Origin of the sequence: Intestinimonas sp. MSJ-38 (assembly GCF_018917925.1) — a bacterium.
Classification (GTDB): Bacteria; Bacillota; Clostridia; order Oscillospirales; family Butyricicoccaceae; genus Pseudobutyricicoccus.
In genome coordinates this window covers 13744-33516 of sequence record NZ_JAHLPO010000004.1, presented here as the reverse complement: position 1 = coordinate 33516, position 19773 = coordinate 13744, and the positions used below count along the sequence as shown (strand labels likewise).

Below are 19773 nucleotides of genomic sequence, written 5' to 3'. Positions count from 1 at the left end.
AATCCCTCTCATTTTACCCCCAGCAATTCCCCAGGCTTTTTATCAAATTTCTCTTGGAACTCTTCAAAGGTTATCGTTCCCTCCTCCACCTGCTCCAGTAACTCCTTGCCATACAGCTGTACTTGATTATATCGCCGCAGAATATCCGGATGCTGCTCTTTTCTCCGATGGGCCGCCATCTGTGTCCGGTTGCACACTCTTCGATACAGCTTCTTCGCTTCATCCTGGCTGACTTTCTGCTGATGCTTGGACATGGCTCCGATATCCTTGCATGTTTTTCCCTCTTTTCCTTCCACAGGCCGGTCACAATAACAACTGATCACGGAATAAGGCTGAAAATAACGATTGCAGTAGGTGCACCGGCGAAGAAAAACCTCTTGAGAACAGACCATATCAAACTCCCAGACAGTGAGCGCAACCAAGCTGTTTGTGACCATATATACATGGCCTTCCAGGTTCTGTCCAGCTGGCACTGGACCCGCAATTCCGGTATAGTCATAAAGTTTGTAATTGCATGAGAGATGAAACCTTGGTGACAACGCCTGATAGTTGTTTTCCACCCAACCCCGATATTTCCAATCCTTATAGTGCAACTCAGCATACCGATGCAGAATATCGCCTCGCTTCCCAGCATCGTCACCCATAACCTGATCCAAAAAGCATGCAAGATCTTTCTGATATTTTTGTAGCTGGACAAAAATTTCTTCCACACAGCCCAGCCATTTTTGCAAACGCATGTGTGAAATAAGAATCTCCGTCCCATACTCCCGTGTCCCGTCCAGCACCCCCATGTATTGCAGTTCCTCGTCAGTCATATTTACATTGATCAACTGATTTCTGATCTGCTGCTCTACCAATATTTTCAGCAAAGGATGCTTCTCCGATAATTCCGCTTTCAATCCGTAATACCAGGAAGCCACCCGCTGACCATATTCCACCTTCCACTGTTTTTCCTGTTTTTCTCGTTTCCAGCTTATTTTAGACAGAGCACATATGCGTTCTTCACGCAAGTGCTCTGTCTTTTCTATTTGTGCACCCCAGTCCACATCCAAAAATATAACCAACCACGAACCCAATGGCGTCTCTGCCACAGAAAAATTATTTTGACACACATATTCTCGCTTACTTTCCAAGCTCATTTCATAATATGACGGCACTGCAACCCCTCCCACTGTGTGTTGAACTATTTATCACAAAAATAATTTAACACATATTGCATCCTGTTTCAACCCGTTATATCCTGTTTTTGTACAAAGGAATATGGCCAATTCCTCTTAATTCAAATCGATTCTGTACAAAGGAGGATATTTTGTGAAGAAGGAAGAACTTCAAGAGCGCTACTCCATGCTGTTTTCCCAGTACCCCGACATCATCAATATTTCTCAGCTCCAAAAGATGCTGGGGATCAGCCGCCATCTGGCCTATGACCTCATCAATCAAGGTCGTCTCACTGGAATCAAAATTGGTAACGCATTTAAGGTGCCCAAGATCAGCGTCATTCGCTATATTATGGAACAGGAGGCAAATTCCCATGACTGTTGAGCCATTATCCACTGTGGATGCTGATACGCTGCTGTCCTCACCTCTGCCTCAAACTGTGTTTCTGGTAGAAGAATTGCTGCCGCAGGGAGTGCACATCCTTTGTGGCGCTTCCAAAATCGGAAAAAGCTGGCTGGTGCTTTGGCTGGCTTTGCAAATAGCCCAGGGGCTGCCTGTCTGGGGACTGAAAACGCTTCCCTGCAAAGTCCTGTACCTTGGCTTGGAGGACACTCTCAGCCGCATTCAAGACCGGCTCTTTCGCCTGACAGACCAAGCTCCCCCAACCCTTCGGATTGGTACCTTGTGTCATCAACTAGACCATGGACTTCAAAATCAGATAGAACAATATCTTTACAATTTTTCCCATACCAAACTTATCATCATTGATACCTTCCAAAAAATACGGGACAACACTATAAGTCGTGGCAGTCTTTATGCCGCAGATTACAAAGACATGTCCCTTCTCAAGCAACTGGCGGACCGCTACAATCTCTGTATTCTGTTGGTACATCATCTACGAAAGCTGACCGATACCGCAGATCCCTTTAACGAAGTTTCCGGATCCACAGGCCTTCAGGGAGCTGCCGATTCCACATTCATTCTAAAGCGCAGCAACCGGGCCAGCGACGAAGCCATCCTTTTGGCAACTGGCCGGGATATTGAGTATCAACAGCTCACACTGCGTTTTTCCCAATTTCGTTGGCATTTGGTGAGCCGAAAAAATGCCACTACTCTGGCCAAAGAAGAAATTCCGTCTTTTCTTTTTCGGCTTGCTGATTTCGTCCGGCAACAGAAACACTGGGAGGGAAGCGCTACTGCACTGCTGGCAGCCATGGGAGAAACAGAGGTCACCGCCAACAATGTGGTCAAGCTTATCGCCCGCTACTGGGAACGCGCCCTGGATCCAATGGGAATCACCTATACTTCTCATCGTACTGCGGCAGAACGCCGCATCTCCCTCACGGTCACCCATGACGGCAATGACAGCAATGACGGCAAATACCCTATATAAAAACAGCTGTCACAGTCGTCATCGCTGTCACACGGAAAAGGAACTGCCTTCTGAAAACCAGGACACCCTCACGGGTGTCCTGGAGGATAGCGAGCATAGGCTTTGTATTGCCATCAAAGCCGGCGGCATAGCCGAAAGGGGCTGTGCCCCTGTCACCCCTATAATGAAGGAGGACTCATTTTTTGAGACATAGAACCTGCGCTATTCAAATTCGCGTAACCGAAAAAGAAAAACAGCATGTTATCCGCAACGCCCATCGCTGTGGGCTGAGCGTCTCCACTTATTTGCGAAAACTCAGCCTCGGAAAAGAAATCCAATCCGCTCCGCCCCTTGCTCTCTACCGGGTCTATGCCCAGTTGACACAGCTGCAGCAGGAATACCCCAATTTGTCATCTGCCTCCATAGCGGAACGGTTGAAGACCATTTCACAGGCCCTGATGCAGGCCTGCTGCCACACAGAGAGAGGGGATGATCCTCAGTGGCCGTAACAAAAATCTGGCCCATCAAAGACAGTATCCGCCGTGTTGTAGAGTACGCTGAAAATCATGAAAAAACCCAATGCAGCGATTTGGAGACCGTCATCCATTACGCCGGAAATATGGAAAAAGCCGAACAAGACCAGACCATATTCGTCACCGGCATCAACTGTGGACGGGACACAGCTTTTCAGGAGATGCTGGCTGTCCAGGAGCGGTTTGACAAAACAGATGGCAATGTAGCCTATCATGCCTACCAAAGCTTTCCTCCCGGTGAAGTTTCGCCGCAGCAATGTCACCAGATCGGCGTTGAACTGGCCCGCCAGCTATGGGGAGAACAACATCAGGTGCTGGTCGCCACTCATTTTAATACGGGTACCTATCATAACCACTTTGTGCTGAACTCTGTCAGCTTTGTAGACGGCAAAAAATTCAACTGTAATCGCTCCGCCTACCGTGCGCTTTTTCAAGCTTCCGATGCCCTATGCAGAAAATACGGTCTGTCTGTGATCGAACACCCCGATGGAAAAACGCCCCGCAATCTTTATTTTGCTGAAAAACAGGGGGAACCCACTCGATACAATCTCATGCGTCAAGCCATTGACGAGTGCATCGGACTCAGCAGCAATTTGGATTATTTCCTGAAAAGCCTTGCCCGGCGTGGTTATATTCTGAATTGTGCCCCCAACCGGAAATATCCCACTATCCGCACCATCAACAGCAAAAAATCTGTACGGCTGTATCAATTAGGCAAGGGCTACTCCATGCCTAAAATCCAGAAACGCATTCACCAACTGAACTGGGAGATCCAATATCCATCCTATCAGGCAGATTACCACTATTACAAAACTCTCAAGCATTCCCCCGTCCGAAAAATGAAAGTGCGGGGAAGTTTTAAAAAATCCAAAAAAATCACCGGATTTTTTGCCCTCTATCTCCACTACTGCTTTTTTCTCGGTTTGCTGCCCAAAAAGAAAAAACATACTCCCCTATCTCCTCAGATGCGTGAGGCCTGCCGTCATCTGCAGCAATTCTCCCAGCAGCTTGAATTAGTGCACCGTGCGCATCTCAACACACCGGAGGATGTGGAGCATTTTCTCGATCGGATTGCACGACAAATTCAGCAGTTGCAATCCCAGCGAACCCACTGTTACAATCATCTTCGGCGTTGCAGCAATATAGAAAGTCGGACTGCACTATTGCAGGAACGGGACCAATGCACTGCGGAATTGCTGCCTCTGTACCGGCAGCGGAAAATTGCCCTTCGAATTCTCCACACCCGGGAGTCCATGTGTGCCAACCTGCGTGCAGAGCAGAAACTCCGGCAATATCTGACCAAGCCAAAAGAACGCCAACATCACCGCAGTCAGTCCTATTCTCGCTGACCTCCGCATAGATTGAAACAGATCACGAGGAGGTGGCTGTGACTGTGGCAACACGCAAGCTAAACTATCGCTTTCATGACCCGAACCCATCGGCGGAAGCCGTCAACATTCTGCTGCAAATCTGTATTGATGCCAACCGCACCAAAGTAGAAGCCGCCATGAAACATATCGCTTCCCATCCCATAAAACCGCTACATACAAAACCATAATGCTTTGACCTACCGCAGAATTTTACAATTCTACGGTAGGTTTTCTGCTATCATTGGCAGTCGGAATAGCTAAAATTTCTATAAAAATTACGACTTTTTCGAAAATGTGCATCCCCCCCCCGATACCAACTGTTGGCCAGCGCCTATATGGATAACCTTTTCAGTTTTTAGGATGCTATAAGGTCATTTTCTCAAGCACACAGGTCTAGGCCTTATTTGAAAAATAAAAGTTGCACAATAGGACGCAATATGTAAAACTAAGGGCATGAAACGCTATGAATTAACAAAAGAACACTGGGAGCGGATCAAACCGATGCTGTCACTAGAAGAAACAGGAAATCTATATCGCCCGCGCAAGGACCATCGGACGATGCCGAATGGAATACTCTGGATTGCCCGAAGCGGCGCCCAGTGGCGGAAGCTGCCGGAGGCCTACGGCCTGGCAGACTGCGCTTACGGTGCACAAGTTATCGGGAATATATCTCAGAGCGTGGTGCCAGTTATGTGATTCCGCCCCAGAAAAATCTTTCCCGGCTCTGGTCGATAGATTGGCATCTACAAGGAGCGGCGTCTGATTGAGTGTTTCTTTCAGAAAATCAAGTGGTTTTGAAGAGTTGCTACCAGATATGAGAGTTGCTACCAGATATGACAAATTGGATGCCTCTTTTCTGGTCTTCGTTTACCTTGCCGCTATTGCTATCTTGTTGCTTTAGAACAAGACTACATATTTTTCAATCAAGGCCTAGTCTTACTTTTTGGTTTTATGCACAAATTGGCCTTAAAAAGACAGACTGGGCAATCATTTTGGATTGCTCAGTCTGTCTTTTTTACTATCCTATTTTACAACAGGCCCTGATAAAAATGATCCGATCAACAACTACAACAGAGATCAAGCCAGTTCCTGGGCCCGCTTGGCGGCTTCCGCTGCATTAGTGGTATATGCATCAGCACCGATCTTGTCAGCAAAAAACTGAGAAATAGGGCCGCCTCCCACCATCACTTTGAAATGATCCCGAATTCCTTCCGCTTTCAATCGTTCAATGACTTTCTGCATATTGGCCATGGTTGTGGTCATCAGGGTGGACATACAAACAATGCCGGTGCCAATCTCCTTGGCTTTGGCGATAAATTCATCCACAGGCACATCACGACCCAAGTCAATTACATCAAATCCAGCGGTTTCCATCATTGTCTTCACCAAATTTTTGCCGATGTCGTGAGTATCACCCTCCACAACACCAATAATTGCTTTGCAGCCGTGATCATCAGTGTTATGCTTCAGATGAGGTTTGAGCACATCCAGTCCATTGTACATCGCATCGGAACAAATCAACAGCTCTGGTACAAAGTACTCCTCTTCCTCATAGAGTTGACCCGCTTTTTCCATTCCTTTGGACAGGCCTTCTGTGATTCCTTCGTAAGCATCATAGCCACAATCTACATACTCCTGGGCCACGCCCACCACCGCTTCGTCCTCCATCTCCAAAACGCAGCGTTCCATTTCCTTTAACAATTTTTCTTTTTCTGCCATGTAGATCGATCTCCTTTCTTTTTGTGGTTTTATAACTGAATTTCATACAGCCAATTTCGCTTGGCAGAAAGCATGTTTACACAAAAATGCCCCACGATTCCTCCTTGGGGATGGGCCTGGCTGAACTCCCACAGGGTCTCCCCATAGGTCTCGACCGACTTCTCCGGCACCCAACGCGTTACCAGAGCATGCTGGGTGTCCAGCAGACTCTGGGTGAGTTTTCCACAGAGATGAAGTACCACGCCAGGGTTTTCCCTGCATAAACGCACCACTAGACGCCGACAGCTGGGCAGAAAGTTTTGCTCAAACACCTTGCTTCCCAGAATGTCCACCGTGGCCACCGGATCAGAAAAGGAAAGAACTCGGGCTCCATGCTCCATGGCCATGTGGCTATACTGACAGATCCAATCCTCCGCTCGCAAGAGCAGGGCCTCCCCCTGAGGCTTGCGGAGAGCGGCAAACATCCGACTCATGGGTACCAGTGAACTGAGGATTGTAAAGGGGCCTTCCACATTATAAATCATGTCCAGCCCTGCCTCACCACACCGATCCATAGCCTGCTGCATTGCCTCCATGCGAGGAAAATTCAATGACAGCTGTTCCGGCAATTCATCGATGCGCTGGTAAGGTTGCTCCCGCACCCTAGCGCCTTCCAGCGATAGGCTGGGATGAGCGCCCAACCCTTCACTGCATAATGTGTTACAAAAGGGTAATGTGACCCATCCACTCTTTTGCAGTGCCTGAGCCACCTGCCACAGCTTTTCTCCTCTGCAATGCAGCTCCTCCGGGCTGTGGATTCCCATTTCCTCCACCATTTCCGGCCGTAGCTGGGCGTGAAGATTGTTTCCGCCACATACAAATCGTTCCATGTTGTTTCATTCTCTCTTTCCCATATCCAGGATCAAATCCCGGCCTGCTGCCCGCTTTCAAACCGCAGGCACTGGGTAAACAACCTTTCGTACCCCGGCGAAACCGACAACTCCACATAGGAGATTTTGCGGGCGATCTCCCTGGCTCGCAGGCGCTCCTCCTGGGAGAGCAGGCACATTTTCGCCCCAGTCATGGACGAATTTCCAATATAGGTAATCTTCTTTTCCAAGCATCGGGGCACCAGTCCTGCACCGGTGAGGCTGGCCGGGTCCAGGTGCTTGCCGAACTGTCCTCCTACCACCACCCGGTCCACTTCCTCCTCTTTCAGCTCCAGACGCCGAAGCAAGGTGAGAATCCCGGACAAAATGGCACCTTTGCACAGCTGCACCTGGCGTACATCCCCCTGAGTGACAAATAATCCCCGCTCCCGGTCCAGCACAATACGCCGTTTTCCCTTCTCATCGGTATCGGTAAGAGAGGACTCTTTGGAAAGGCGGCCACTGGGGGAGATGACTCCCTCCGCCACTCCCTGGCTTACCGTTTCCAAAATACCGCTGCCGCAGAGGCCCCGGGGTGGCTGATCGCCGATGACATCCAAATGGGCCGTTCCCCCGGCAAAGGACACATGCTCCACCGCACCGCCCTCCGCCCGCATGCCACAGGAAATATTCATTCCCTCCAAAGCTGGGCCCGCAGCACAGGAGCAGGCATACATCCGGCCCCGGCGGCTGAGAATCATCTCTCCGTTCGTTCCAATATCCAGAAAGAGGACGGTATCCTCAGCGGTGTCCAGACGGGCGGCCAGTGCACCAGCTACAATATCCCCGCCGATATAAGCCGACACCGAAGGAATACAATAGATCTGAGCCGCATCGGAAAAGGGAAAACCCAGCTCCCGGGCGCTCACTTCTATAGGACGGTTAAAAACGCTGCTGTACGGAGCACGGCCCAGACTTCCCAAAGGCACCCTCAACAGGGAGTGCAGCATGGTAGAATTACCTCCTACCGTCATCTCATATACGGCGTCCAAAGGCACTCCCGCCTGGGTGGTTAGCTGCCGGGCGCTTTGGCTCAGGCGTTGAACGATGGCTTTTTGCAGCTCCTCCACACCGCCAGGATGCTCCATATCGTAATGGATGCGGGAAAGCACATCCAGGCCATAGGCCTTTTGAGGATTGATAAAGCCATCTTCCCCAATGCATTGACCGGTGTGCAGATCAATTAAATTCACCGCTACGGTAGTGGTACCGATATCTACAGCCAAGCCATAAAGGCACCCATCCGTCCGCAAATCCACCGGCTGCCCCTCTCGGCATACTACTTCCAGTGGTTTTTTCCCCATCAGTTCTGGAAGTTTTCTCAAAAGGGACAGAGGCAGGGGGCCTTCCTGATTCAGGCCGTCGCACAAGGCCCGCTTCTGCTCCAAAGTGGGTGCTTCCAGCCGGATCTCCCGGCCCGATACCGGAGGATCAAAGAGGAAGGGGGGCATATCCCCACCGCCCAGCACATCGCTTTGCCCTTCTCCCAGCAGCCCCAGCGGATCTAGGGTGATGGAGCCCCGGGGCACCGTCAAGCAGGCCAGCCGGACGCCCTGCGCCCGCTCCTCCGCTGTGAGAAATCGTTCCTCCTGGGGTGTGAGCGGGTGCACTTCCCCAGACACAATGCGGATCTTACACTTGCCGCACAACCCCTGGCCATTGCAGGGACTCTCCAACAAAATCTCCTTTTTCCGCAATAGCTCCAGCACATTCTGTGCTCCCTGGGGCTCAACACACAGCATGGTTTTCCTCCGCCCGCTCTTTGGCGGCCTCCATCAGCAGCCGGATGCTGCTCACCTCTGTGGTAGTTCCCAGGCCACAGGCAGGGGCCAGGATCTGCACCCCCTGATCCAGACAGGTGCGGCACAAATTTTGAATCACTTTCTTCTGCCCCCCCGCCAGAGCGAAGGTACTCACATTGCCCATGATCACTTTATGGGGCAGGGCCTGCCGCAGCTGCTTGATGTTCACAATGGCATCCACGCTTAACGCACTGCACTCCAACCGTTCCAGCTGCGGGAAGATGGGCTGAAGCTGGCCGCAGATGTGGACGATGACCCCTTTGCACAGCGGCTTAAGCTGGCGGCACAGCCGGTTAATGCTGGTCAGGGCAAACTGCTCAAACAATTTGGGGCCCAGGATCTCCCCAGTACCGCTGGGATCTGAAATAGTAATAAACTCCGCCCCAGCCTCAATCTGTGCCATTCCGAAAGCCAGCAAATTGTCGGTGACTATATCCATCACCTTTTGGGCCTCCTTGGGCTTTTTCCGCAGTTCTTTGTAAAAGTGGCTGGCATCCACCAGCGAAGAAGCTAAGCTCACCGGGCCGGTGAGGTTTCCCATCACCGCCGCCTGAGGGTATTTTTGCCGAATGAGGGCAATAGCCTCTAACACCGTTTTGGCACGGCCCTTTGTCAAATCCAGTGTATTCAACTGGGCCCATTCCTCCACTGAGTGAATGGCATATTCCGTCACCCTGGGCTCTGTGTACCGATCGCCCAGATCCACCTGAGCCCCCATCCCCTGGGCCTCCACTGTCATACAGAAGGGTACGCCAATGTTGTCAAAAAGGCCGTTGACATAGGCGGCACCAGCCAACTGTGCCATGGTCTCCGGGTCCTGATGGGCCTGGGGCCAATAGACCCCTGCCAGCTCCATCAAAGACACTGACAGCATATTCATCATACCCCCCGGGCAGATGCAGGGAATCCGGGGCGGTTTTTCGCCCCGGAGTGTGGTATCCAGAATCTGTTCCGATGTATACATGGTTCTCATCCCCTGTTATCACAAAATAGAGACTGCTGCAACGACCAGGTACCTGTGATCAGTTGGGAATCTGGCCCTTCTTACCGGCAAGCAGGTCCACAACCGCTGCGATGATGATGACGATGGCAGCTCCTTTTCCCCAGAGGGCGGTAGTATGGCAGGACATCTGGGTGTTGGCACAGATGCCGATGAGGGAAGTGAAGAGTAAAAAGAGCATTACAGCACCCACAATGGAGATCACCTGGACCAGTTTGTGTGCGCTTTTCGCAAAAAAGGTAATCCCTGCGCTCACCAGCAGAATCACGGCCACCGCTATGGCGGCCTGGCCGGCATAATGGCACTTCATGGCCACTTCCTTCCCAGTTTCCAGCGTCAGCATGCCGCTGCACACCGGAGCCCAGATTTTTACCGCTCCCAACACGCACAGTGCGGCCACCACCTGAATGGCCGAAATAATAGCAGTCATCTTGTTCTTTATCTTTCTTCTCCTGTTCTCTCTGTTGATTTTTTCTCGATTTGGGCATCGGGCGCCATCAGCACCCCATCCCGCAGCAAGAGCCGGCAGGTGGTATAGGGAGTCCAGCGACTGTCGTGAGTCACCATGACCACCCCTGCCCCCCTTTGGCTCTCTTCCTTCAGCTGACTGACAATCTCCTCCGACCAATGAGCATCCAGGTCGTTTGTAGGCTCATCGGCCAAAATGAGCAGAGGATTGTGGATCAGGCACCGGGCCGCCATGGCCCGGCGGCGCTGGCCGCCGGAGAGCTGATAGGGAAAAAATCCTCCCCGGTCACTCAAACCGAACCGCTCCAGCAGTTCATCCACCCGCTTTTTGTCCGCCCGCTTCTTTTCTCCTACCCGCTGGGCAAAGAGCAGATTTTCCCGCAATGTGAGGGCCTGGATCATGGTGGAATCCTGAAACAGAAAACCGATCTTCTTTGCCCGCAACCGGGATCGCTCTTTATCTGTCAATCGGCTGATATCCTTTTCTTCAAACCGGTATACCCCGCCGTCTCCTTGTAGTAGGGTTCCCATCACATAGAGCAGCGTGCTTTTCCCAATGCCCGAAGGCCCTTCCACTGTGATGAAATCCCCCGTATTCACTGTGAGGGAAACATCCTTCAGAGGACAGACCAGCTCGCCCATGCGGTATTTCTTTTTGATATGTTCCAGTGTGCAGATTTCCATATCAGTTCACCTCTCCCTGGGTGATGGCGGCCTGGGGGTCCATGGATGCACTTTTCAGTGCCGGCCCCAGAGCGGCAAAGAACCCCAGCAGGCAGGAAAGCCCCACCCCGGCACCGGCACACAGCAGTGCCAGATCCCATGTCCACACCGACGGAGACAGAGAAAACACCCCTCGCAGCATCTCGATGAGAGGCTTCATGCAAAGCAGAGCGGCGCCGCTGCCCACGACACCTCCTATGAGTGCCATGACGCAGGCTTCGCCAATGACCAGCCCAAACACCTGCCCTTTTTCCACTCCAATGGCTCGCAGCAAGCCGATTTCCTTTTTCCGGCTTTTTGCCAGAGCACCGAACCGACCGTAAAGCCCCAAAGCAGCAATGATCATGGTGGACAGCCACAAAGCCAGCAGCACCACCAAAATGGCTTCCAGCTGCTGCTGCAGATCCGATATGGTGCTGCTTGTGAGAATGCACTGCACATCCAGCCCCGAAGCATTGATCTGAGCAGAAAAATCTTCCGGTTCCGTCTGGGGGTCCAGTTTCACCATGACCACTGAGATGTAATCATAAGGGTCCTTTTCTTCCCAAAGGGTCTTGAGCACATCGGACTGGGCGGAGATTTTCCGAGCCACATCGATATTCATGAAAATGGTGTCATCCATGCCGCTTCCAGTGGGGTAGAGCTGACCCACTACTCTGAACCCATTGCCCAAAACAAAGAACCGGGAGCCCATGAATCCCCCGAAATTGCCCCCCAGAATGATCTCATCATCCTGAAGCTGCTCATAGGATTTTTCACTGAAATAGGGCTCAAGGATAAAATCGCTCCCGGGATCAAATCCCACAATCCGGGTTTCCTTGCCCAGATCACAGCAAGAACCCTCCAGGGTCTGGGAATAAAACTGGGGCGTGGCCGCCGCCACTCCGTCCATTTGTCGCACCTGATCCAATATCTCATTGGACATATAGACATTTTCCGGCACGGCACTGAAAAGCAGATCTTCACCATCCACCGTGACCCCGGTGCTCACCACCAAAGCGTCGGCTCCCAGGCGCTGCTGAGAAAGGCCAATTCCCTTGCGAGCCAGCAGAAAAACTCCCAGCACCATCACAAAGGTCAAAATGGTCAGGATGGTGATGGCGATGGTGAGTACCGATTGAGCCCGACGGCGGGAAATATTGTGCCAGATCAGCATGTGCATCGATGGTTTTTCTCCTTTTTCCGGTTATTTCTTCCCTTTTTCGCAGGCATGAAGAAGTTCCCGCACCCGGTCGGGGCACACCGGATAACCCACATCCCGCACGGCGTCCATCATGGCCTGGATGTTTTCCTGCGGGGTGTCCACCGGCAGACTACAGCCGGACATAACCATATAGCCCTTGGGGCTGTCATAGGCATCCAGAATACACTGCAATGTGCTCTGGCGCACCTCCTCCGGCGTGCCGGAGAACATGGTCACACCCGGGTCCACATTGCCCAGGATTTTCACCTTGTCGCCCACCATGCGCTTGCAGTCGGCCAGACTGGCCACATTGTCGATGCTCAGACCGGCAATGCCCAGACCGGCCACATCTTCCCAGATCTTATTGGTCTGGCCGCAGATGTGCACTACAACACCCTTGCCTTTGCTCTTGATGAAGTCCACCAGCTCTTTCAGATAGGGCAGGGAGAACTCACGGAAAGCCTTGGGGCTGACCACAGTACAGGAGGACATGGGCTCGGAGATCGCCGGTGTGATGCCGATGTCGATGGCTGCGGCAGCATAAGCCTTGATAGTTTCCAGGGAAACCCGGCACAGCCGATGAACGGCTTCAGGATCTTTGTAGATCATACTCAGAGTCTTGTTGACGCCCATGAGGAAAAAGGCGTTGGTGAAAGCGCCCACTATGCCGCAGGAGCAACCGATTTCCCCCTTCACTTCATCCATCAGATACTTCATGGCATCCAGCTGCAGGGGAAGGCGGCCATCCTTATAGGGATCTGCCGGCCGGAGAGAGTCGATTTGGCTCACATCGGTGATGGCGGGCTCGGCCAGGTCGGCAGTCTCATCCTCTGGATATTTCACCTTGGCTCCCATGGCCTCCGCCCAGGGGAACAGGTCGGTGAAAATGCGGATGCTGTCATAGCCGAACTTCCGGTAAGCCGCCACTTGGGCTTTGGCCAGGGTTTCGGCGCTCTGGCTCAGCTCCAGGATTTTGCAGCCGTAAATGCGGGCTACGCCGTTTGCCACATTGGGATTGCACTGCAGCCGGTCCACAGGCAGCCCTTTGGCCAGAGCAGTGGCCCGTTCCATCGGGGTCATTTGATCTTTCATTTGTCAAACCTCCTTGAAAATGTCAGTACAGCGCTGTCTTTGCCCTGCATCGGGGCAAAACAGGCCCTTTTCCATCACAAAAGACAAGAGACCTTGAAAGGGGAGAGCTCAGTTGTTGATGGTCCAGTGGAGGATCCGGTTTTTGATCAGATCGAACACATACATCAGCAGCACCAGCACGATCGCCATGAAGATGAATCCCACAGCCACTACATCAAAGCGGCCAAAATCGGAATAGTACTGGATAAAATAGCCCATACCGGAAGTGGCACCGAACATTTCGGCCACAGCCAGCAGCATGAAGGCCAATTTCAGAGCAATCTGGCATCCGGTGAGGATGGCTGGCGCCGCAGCAGGCAGGACGATGCGGAACAGCCGGTGGCTGGCCGGAATCTCCAGCGTGGCGGCGTTTTCCAGATACCGGCGGTCGATGGTCAGCACCGCCGTGATGGTGGAACCCAGAATGATCCAGAAACAGCCCAAAAAGATGATAAACACCGAGGCCACCCAGAAAGAGGGAAACAGATTGATGGCATAAGGGGTGAGCAGGGTCACCGGGATGGCGCTGAAGGCATTGATATAAGGCACCACATTTTTTCGAATTTTCCGGCTCAGGCCGATGAGCGACCCCAGGGAAATGCCGAAGACCAGCGCCATGGAATAAGCAATGACCAGCAGCTTCATAGAGCTTTTTAAACCTTCCAGCAACTGGGGCAAATATTCTTTAAATCGGCTGGGCACCGTGGTGATGCTATGGAACAAAAACGAATTGAGCACATGAAAAACATCGGTCAGCAGGACATATCCCACCAAAACGGCGATGAAAATGACGATGACGCCCAGGCGTTGTTTCAGAAAATTTTTAAGCACCGTAGTTTTCTCCTTCGTTACCAATGGGGATCAGACCAAACGGAAGTGCGCAAATGGCACAATTCCTTTCTGGGATTTGTGCCATTTGCTGTACTTCAGTGGTCTATTATGCGTTATTGCTTTCAAACTGAGCCATCTTATCCTTGAAGAACTGGCTGTCGGGGTATTCCTCGATGAGGGATTCTAAAGCCCGCTTGTAAATGTCCGAATTCATATGATCGTCGATCTTGATGTCTCCTTCGGTGAGGTAGCCGTAGTCGGCCATCTTCTCCCACATGGTGCGGACACTGTTGGTGTAAGGATCGGTGTCATACTTCATGTGGGGACTCAGTACAAAGCTCTCGGCAGTTTCCCGAGTCAGATCCAGATTTTCTACCACCAAGTCTACCACTTCATCCATGTGATCCTGCATATATTCCTCCGCCCGCAGATAGGAACGGAGCAGACGGTACAAGACCTCTTCATTTTTTTCCAGATATGTGTTAGTGCACAGCATCCGGCAGCAAGAATGGTTAGGCCAGTATTCATCGGGCCACATCTTTACTTCCAGTCCCAGATCGCGGGCCTGGATCTGATAGCCCGTGGCCGTGGCACCAAAGTCCACTTCTCCCTTCATAACGGCCTGAAGCACATCAGTGTTTTTCTTGTATTCCACAAACTCGATCATATCCGGATCGTCAGGGTCGCCAATCACTGTTGTGCCACCATAGGTATAAGAGTAGCCCTCATCATACAAAATGCCCTTGAGCACGATATCTGGTGTACCGCCGCGGGTGATGCCGATCTTCTTGCCCTTGAAGCTGTCCAGGCTGGTCCATTCGGTCTCCGGCTTGCCATAAACCGGGGTTTCACCGATGATCATATAGCCGGCAAAGGAATTGAAGTCCTGGCCGTTGGCGATCTGGATCAACGGGCCGCCGGTGCCATAGGTGGAGATGATATCCACCTGGCCGGCCGTCAAAGCGGAAGCTGCGTCAGACAGATTGCTCAACCAAGCCATTTCCACTTCCACGCCCTCTTCCTTGTTAAAGCCATGTTCCTCAGCGATAAACTGGAACACCTGGCCGGAGGTGGGCTGGGCCGCCACGGTGACCTTCAGCACATCGGAGTTGCCCGATTTTCCCCCATCCGACTCCTGCTGAGATCTGCTGTCATTCTGACTGCCGGCATTGCCACTGCTGCATGCAGCGAGGGAAAACAGCATGGCAGCCAGGAGTGTAAGACTGATCAACTTCTTTTTCATTCGTTCAAATCCTTTCTTCTTTTCTGTTTTTTCGACTCTGCTTTTATGGCTCAAGCCGCTGAAGCGGCTTAGCAGACTTCATTAGTCGGTGCAGCAAAAATCCTATTCGCTGACATCGTTGGCCGCCCGGTCCTGCGCATCCTCAAAAATCAGCTTGATCAGGTGGGTGCGCAAAGCGGTGATGTTGGGATCGGTATACATATTGTTCCGGTTGGGATGGACCTCGTTTTTGAAGGAATGGCTGTACATGATATTGGCAGGCGCCTGGCTGAGCACAAAAATATCCGTAGCCAGCAGCAGGGCCTCGTCCACCTCGTGGGTGACAAAGAAAATGGTTTTCCGCTTGTCCCCCTCCTGATCCCACAGTTTGAGTACCAGATCCTGAAGCTTTGCCTTGGTCACCGCATCCAGGGAGCCAAAGGGCTCGTCCATCAGCAGAATGGGAGGATCGATGGCAAACGCACGGGCGATGCCACAGCGCTGTTTCTGGCCGCCGGAAAGCTCACCAGGAAGCTTGTCAAACAATTCCGCTTTCATCCCCACATTGTTCATCCAATGCAGAGCCAATTCTTTTCGTTCTGCCTTACTCATTTTGGGAAAGGCATATTCCAGGGCGATGGTGATATTTTGGCCGGCAGTCATCCAAGGGAACAAACCGTAGTCCTGAAAAACTACCCCCCTCTGCAGCCCAGCACCTTTAACAGGCATACCGTCCACCAGCACCTGACCTCGGTCGGGCGTCTCCAGGCCGGCGATCAATCGCAGAAGGGTGCTTTTGCCGCATCCGGATTGCCCTAGCAGGCAGACAAAATCGCCAGCCTTCACCTGAAGATTGATATTGTCCAACACTACATTGGGACTCCCGGAATAGGAAAAACCCAGATTCTCAATAGCTACATCCAGCACAGTTCACTACCTTCTTTCTCTTTTTTGTCAGATGGCTGCACGGGCACGCCCTTTGTCTTAGCTAAGCTGTCAAAACACAGGCAAAAAAAAATAGGAGTATGCCTCCATGCAAACCTCACTCATCTGGAACCTCTGAACAAGTTGCAAAACTAGTCCTGTAAATAGACCGCTGCATACTTCCTGTTTGATTTTCCCTGTTTCATTCCTCGCCAAGTGATTACGCTGTAGACTGTTTCTCCAGCGCTTCTCACACTTTGCATCAAAAACAAAACAGGCAAATTTTTTGGCCGAAGACCGGCATCTCCTTTGGTATCCCTGAGCGAATGGTGAAAAGTCAGAGGAATCGCCTCCACCCATCCTGGATTGCAGAAAATCGGGCGAAGGTCGACTGCACACGATTCAAATTCTTCCGCTGTAGGAAGAATAACCTTGACAACACGACGGATTATACCATTGGTCCTGGTTTTTTTATAGCTCATATGCACATATTTTTTAAAAAAATAGTACACAGTCTGTTTATTTGTTTTTCTGATAAAAATATAGAAAAAAATATTCCGGCTTTTCAGCCGGAATACCATTCCAATATTGATTCTGATATATGCTTTTGCAGTGCTTCTTTATCTATAATTTCCAAACGACGGTATCGAGTCTGGATCAATCCCTGTTGCCGCAGCTGCAACAGCACCCGAGTAAGCTGGCTTTTGGACAACAGAGTTTTATACATAATTTTATCCTGCGTTATGTGGGGAAACCGGTTGTCTTTTGTACGCAAGGCATCATAGTACCAAAGAAAGTTGCACACCCGCTCAATCCCGCTTCCTGTGTGAAACAAAGTGGTATTAAACATCAAAATCTGCATCATTTCCCTGGTGGCCTGCCAGCAAGTTGTCAACAGAACGGGATGCTGTTTCAACAAATTATTCAGATTTTTTTGTGGAAGCAGCAGGCCCTTCAAAGGCGCAGAATAAGAAATCAACTCCCAAGAGTGCTTCATTCCCTCAGCACCTCTTAGAATAGAATAGAGAAAGCTGCCCTCTCCAAAAGTGGTAGCTTCATAGACTTCCATTCCAGATGTGGTCATTCGCATATCCAACCAACCGTCATCAATATAAATACATAAATTATTCTTCTGCAAATAGGGAAATACATCAATACCTTTGGGAAATGTTGCTGCAACACCACCAGCCTTCTCAAATAAATCCCTATAGGATCGAAAATAGCCGCTGTAAAGGAGCAAATTTTTCATGAAAGGCCCTCCATTTTGCGCAAACGCGCATTTTATTCATATAAAATTTACAAAATGCGCAAAATTTTACATTTTGCTCCTTGACTTGTTCACCACTTTGCAAATTATATATTCTTTTTAAAAATTTTGCAATTATATTTTTCTAGGAAACAATGTCTATCTTCATAAATTTAGACTGTATTTTTATATCTAGTCCTCTACTTCTCCCCGATGATACATAGGAACACACCGGGCCCCGTACCTGTACATCCTGAAGAATGGCTTCACTGCAAATTGAAACTTGAAGCCATTTCCACCAAGGTACAGGGAAACCGTTTGATTCAAGCCTGTGCTCGCTTGAGGGAAACACTGAAAAATTTCACACAAATTTTTTATCTTTTCAATTTAGGAAAAAATCGCTAATTTTTCTACTTGCCTTTCCTTTATCGCAAGTTTATAATAGTCGTAACAGAATGACCATCATCGTATAGAGAGGTATTCCCATGAAACTTGCCGCGTACTGTCGTGTTTCCACAGACAAAGAAGATCAGCTCAACAGCCTGGAAGCTCAAAAACAATTTTTCACTGAGTATACCCAACGCACTGGCGATGTATTGGTACGGCTTTATGCCGATGAAGGAATTTCCGGCACCAAAATCAAAAACCGCAAGGAATTTCTACGGATGATGAAGGACGCTGAGCAGGGTCTGTTTGATATGGTCGTGGTCAAGGACATCTCTCGCTTTGCCAGAAATACTGTGGATCTTTTGCAGAACATCCGCAAACTGAAATCTCTCGGTATTGAAACTCAATTTCTGACAGCCAATATGACCAGCATGGGCAACAGCGAGTTTGTACTGACCATCTTTGGTGCATTGGCCCAAGAAGAAAGCGCCAATACTTCCAAGCGAGTCAAATTCGGAAAAAAGCTCAATGCGGAGAAGGGACGGGTCCCCAATCTTGTTTATGGCTATGACAAAACCATCGGAGATTACTTCCACCTCACCATCAATGAAACCGAGGCCAATGCCATCCGACAGATCTATCAATGGTACACTCAGGAGGGGTATGGAGCGTCAAAAATTGCTTCCATGCTCAACGATCGTGGCCTGAAAACAAAACGCAACTGTCAATGGAGCCAGAATGCTGTCTGCCGCATCCTTACCAATGAGCTGTATACGGGAAAAGTGATCAATGGAAAAGAAGAGGTAGCGGATTTTCTCACGGGACGCCGTGCCGAAAAAGACGAAACGCAATGGCTGGTAGTAGACAAGCCTGCGCTGCAGATCATCCCGCCAGAGATCTTTGAACAGGCCCAGCAGATCATGCAGGCCCGGGGGAAATCTTTTCGGGTGGACAAGCAGCGGCAGAGCAACAAGTATCTGTTCTCCACGCTCATTAAATGCAAAGAGTGCGGTTTGTCTTTCCGGCGCATCGTCCGCACCTATAAAAACACCTATGTCCGCTGGGTCTGTTCCGGCCACAATGGAAAAGGCACCCATTCCTGTCCTAACGCTGTGACTGTGGAAGAAGATGAGCTGATCGATGTACTACAAGAATATTTCACCCATCTTCTCCAGTCCAAAAAACAGGTAATCCGTCATGTGGTCGGAGAGTTCCAACGAATTTACAAAGCCAAGGATGACAACCTGCATTACGAAAAAGAATTGACCTCTCAACTGGCCAGACTGCAAAAGACCAGGCAGAAATATATGGATATGTATGCCGATGACCTGATTTCCCGTGAGGAACTCAACGAGAAAATCGGCGGGATGCGCAAAGAGGTGGATCGGCTGGAAAATGAGCTGAAAATGGTGTCCTATCACCTCACCAAAGGCGATCAGCTGGAAGCCATTCTTCAGGACACCTTCCGGCAGATCGAAGACATCGCCGATGTGCGGCAGATGACCAACGCCCAACTGAAACGGATCATTCAAAAAATCGAAGTGGACAAGGATGGGAATGTGGACATCTATCTCCGTCTGCTGGGCGATTTGGGCTTGGACGATACCATTCTAATTCATAACGACGAAACATAAGGATGTCACTGAGCGGCTTCGGCTGACAAACCATCAGCTTTATGAAGAGGTCAAAGCCGTTTTAGAGGAAAACAAGGCCGAGCGCCACATTCGCGGCGGCATGGCTACCAAGCGAAAATACAAGGAGCACCAGAACTGAAGAAGGACTGTCCCAGAGCTTCT

At 50.6% G+C, this 19773-nt stretch carries 20 protein-coding genes and 1 pseudogene; 8 read left to right on the top strand and 13 right to left on the bottom strand.

The genetic code is table 11. The annotated features are described in order from the left end of the window. Window positions 1-8: 8 nt before the first annotated feature. A complete protein-coding gene (locus KQI26_RS15675; protein ID WP_216503270.1) occupies window positions 9-1157 on the bottom strand; it encodes a DUF6076 domain-containing protein in 1149 nt (382 codons plus the stop codon). Window positions 1158-1311: 154 nt separating this feature from the next. Between KQI26_RS15675 and KQI26_RS03725 the strand changes: the two genes are divergently transcribed. The 6 genes from KQI26_RS03725 to KQI26_RS15670 all read left to right on the top strand — a co-directional run bounded on the left by KQI26_RS03725 (window position 1312) and on the right by KQI26_RS15670 (window position 5129). After that, window positions 1312-1542, top strand: coding sequence for a helix-turn-helix domain-containing protein (locus tag KQI26_RS03725; RefSeq protein WP_371744073.1), 231 nt, complete (start codon window positions 1312-1314; stop codon window positions 1540-1542). Next, complete coding sequence (locus KQI26_RS03720; RefSeq protein WP_216503269.1) at window positions 1532-2551, top strand: AAA family ATPase; 1020 nt, start codon at window positions 1532-1534, stop codon at window positions 2549-2551. Before KQI26_RS03725 ends, KQI26_RS03720 begins: the two co-directional genes overlap by 11 nt. Before the next feature lie 182 nt (window positions 2552-2733). Further along, window positions 2734-3039 carry a hypothetical protein gene (locus KQI26_RS03715; protein WP_216503268.1) on the top strand — a complete coding sequence of 102 codons (306 nt, stop codon included), beginning with the start codon at window positions 2734-2736 and terminating at the stop codon, window positions 3037-3039. Between the two features lie 110 nt (window positions 3040-3149). Beyond that, the gene (locus KQI26_RS03710) at window positions 3150-4412 is read left to right on the top strand and encodes a relaxase/mobilization nuclease domain-containing protein (RefSeq protein ID WP_371744079.1); all 1263 of its coding nucleotides are present in this window, start codon (window positions 3150-3152) and stop codon (window positions 4410-4412) included. A 44-nt stretch (window positions 4413-4456) separates the two neighbouring features. After that, window positions 4457-4621 carry a hypothetical protein gene (locus KQI26_RS03705; RefSeq protein WP_216503266.1) on the top strand — a complete coding sequence of 55 codons (165 nt, stop codon included), beginning with the start codon at window positions 4457-4459 and terminating at the stop codon, window positions 4619-4621. 265 nt (window positions 4622-4886) lie between these two features. Next, window positions 4887-5129 (top strand): transposase, encoded by a 243-nt coding sequence (locus KQI26_RS15670; protein ID WP_371744072.1) that lies wholly within the window; start codon window positions 4887-4889, stop codon window positions 5127-5129. A 381-nt stretch (window positions 5130-5510) separates the two neighbouring features. On the opposite strand, the gene KQI26_RS03695 is transcribed toward KQI26_RS15670, so the two are convergent. From KQI26_RS03695 to KQI26_RS03640, 12 genes are all read right to left on the bottom strand, one after another. Further along, complete coding sequence (locus tag KQI26_RS03695) at window positions 5511-6152, bottom strand: corrinoid protein (protein ID WP_216503265.1); 642 nt, start codon at window positions 6150-6152, stop codon at window positions 5511-5513. A gap of 29 nt (window positions 6153-6181) precedes the next feature. Next, the gene (locus KQI26_RS03690; protein WP_216503264.1) at window positions 6182-7021 is read right to left on the bottom strand and encodes a uroporphyrinogen decarboxylase family protein; all 840 of its coding nucleotides are present in this window, start codon (window positions 7019-7021) and stop codon (window positions 6182-6184) included. Window positions 7022-7053: 32 nt separating this feature from the next. Beyond that, window positions 7054-8802 carry an ASKHA domain-containing protein gene (locus KQI26_RS03685; RefSeq protein ID WP_216503263.1) on the bottom strand — a complete coding sequence of 583 codons (1749 nt, stop codon included), beginning with the start codon at window positions 8800-8802 and terminating at the stop codon, window positions 7054-7056. Next, window positions 8789-9826: a uroporphyrinogen decarboxylase family protein gene (locus tag KQI26_RS03680; protein WP_216503262.1), complete on the bottom strand. Its 1038-nt coding sequence runs from the start codon at window positions 9824-9826 to the stop codon at window positions 8789-8791. The genes KQI26_RS03685 and KQI26_RS03680 overlap by 14 nt, the downstream gene beginning before the upstream one ends. A gap of 58 nt (window positions 9827-9884) precedes the next feature. Continuing rightward, entirely contained in the window at window positions 9885-10292 is a 408-nt protein-coding gene (locus KQI26_RS03675; RefSeq protein ID WP_216503261.1) for a DUF4418 family protein, read from the bottom strand. An 8-nt stretch (window positions 10293-10300) separates the two neighbouring features. Beyond that, a complete protein-coding gene (locus KQI26_RS03670) occupies window positions 10301-11014 on the bottom strand; it encodes an ABC transporter ATP-binding protein (RefSeq protein WP_216503260.1) in 714 nt (237 codons plus the stop codon). Window position 11015: 1 nt separating this feature from the next. Further along, a complete protein-coding gene (locus KQI26_RS03665; protein WP_216503259.1) occupies window positions 11016-12215 on the bottom strand; it encodes an ABC transporter permease in 1200 nt (399 codons plus the stop codon). A 24-nt stretch (window positions 12216-12239) separates the two neighbouring features. After that, entirely contained in the window at window positions 12240-13328 is a 1089-nt protein-coding gene (locus tag KQI26_RS03660) for a uroporphyrinogen decarboxylase family protein (protein ID WP_216503258.1), read from the bottom strand. A 108-nt stretch (window positions 13329-13436) separates the two neighbouring features. Next, window positions 13437-14198, bottom strand: a complete 762-nt coding sequence (locus KQI26_RS03655; RefSeq protein ID WP_216503257.1) for an ABC transporter permease subunit — start codon at window positions 14196-14198, stop codon at window positions 13437-13439. A 106-nt stretch (window positions 14199-14304) separates the two neighbouring features. Beyond that, the gene (locus KQI26_RS03650) at window positions 14305-15441 is read right to left on the bottom strand and encodes an ABC transporter substrate-binding protein (RefSeq protein WP_216503256.1); all 1137 of its coding nucleotides are present in this window, start codon (window positions 15439-15441) and stop codon (window positions 14305-14307) included. 102 nt (window positions 15442-15543) lie between these two features. Next, window positions 15544-16347 carry an ABC transporter ATP-binding protein gene (locus KQI26_RS03645; RefSeq protein WP_216503255.1) on the bottom strand — a complete coding sequence of 268 codons (804 nt, stop codon included), beginning with the start codon at window positions 16345-16347 and terminating at the stop codon, window positions 15544-15546. 562 nt (window positions 16348-16909) lie between these two features. Continuing rightward, entirely contained in the window at window positions 16910-17593 is a 684-nt protein-coding gene (locus KQI26_RS03640) for a Crp/Fnr family transcriptional regulator (protein ID WP_216503254.1), read from the bottom strand. 482 nt (window positions 17594-18075) lie between these two features. On the opposite strand from KQI26_RS03640, the gene KQI26_RS03635 reads away from it, so the two are divergent. Further along, window positions 18076-19611 carry a recombinase family protein gene (locus KQI26_RS03635; RefSeq protein WP_216503253.1) on the top strand — a complete coding sequence of 512 codons (1536 nt, stop codon included), beginning with the start codon at window positions 18076-18078 and terminating at the stop codon, window positions 19609-19611. Further along, window positions 19598-19750: pseudogene (locus KQI26_RS03630) on the top strand (sporulation transcriptional regulator SpoIIID); the annotation flags it as partial. The gene KQI26_RS03635 and the pseudogene KQI26_RS03630, both read left to right, overlap by 14 nt. Window positions 19751-19773 lie beyond the last annotated feature (23 nt).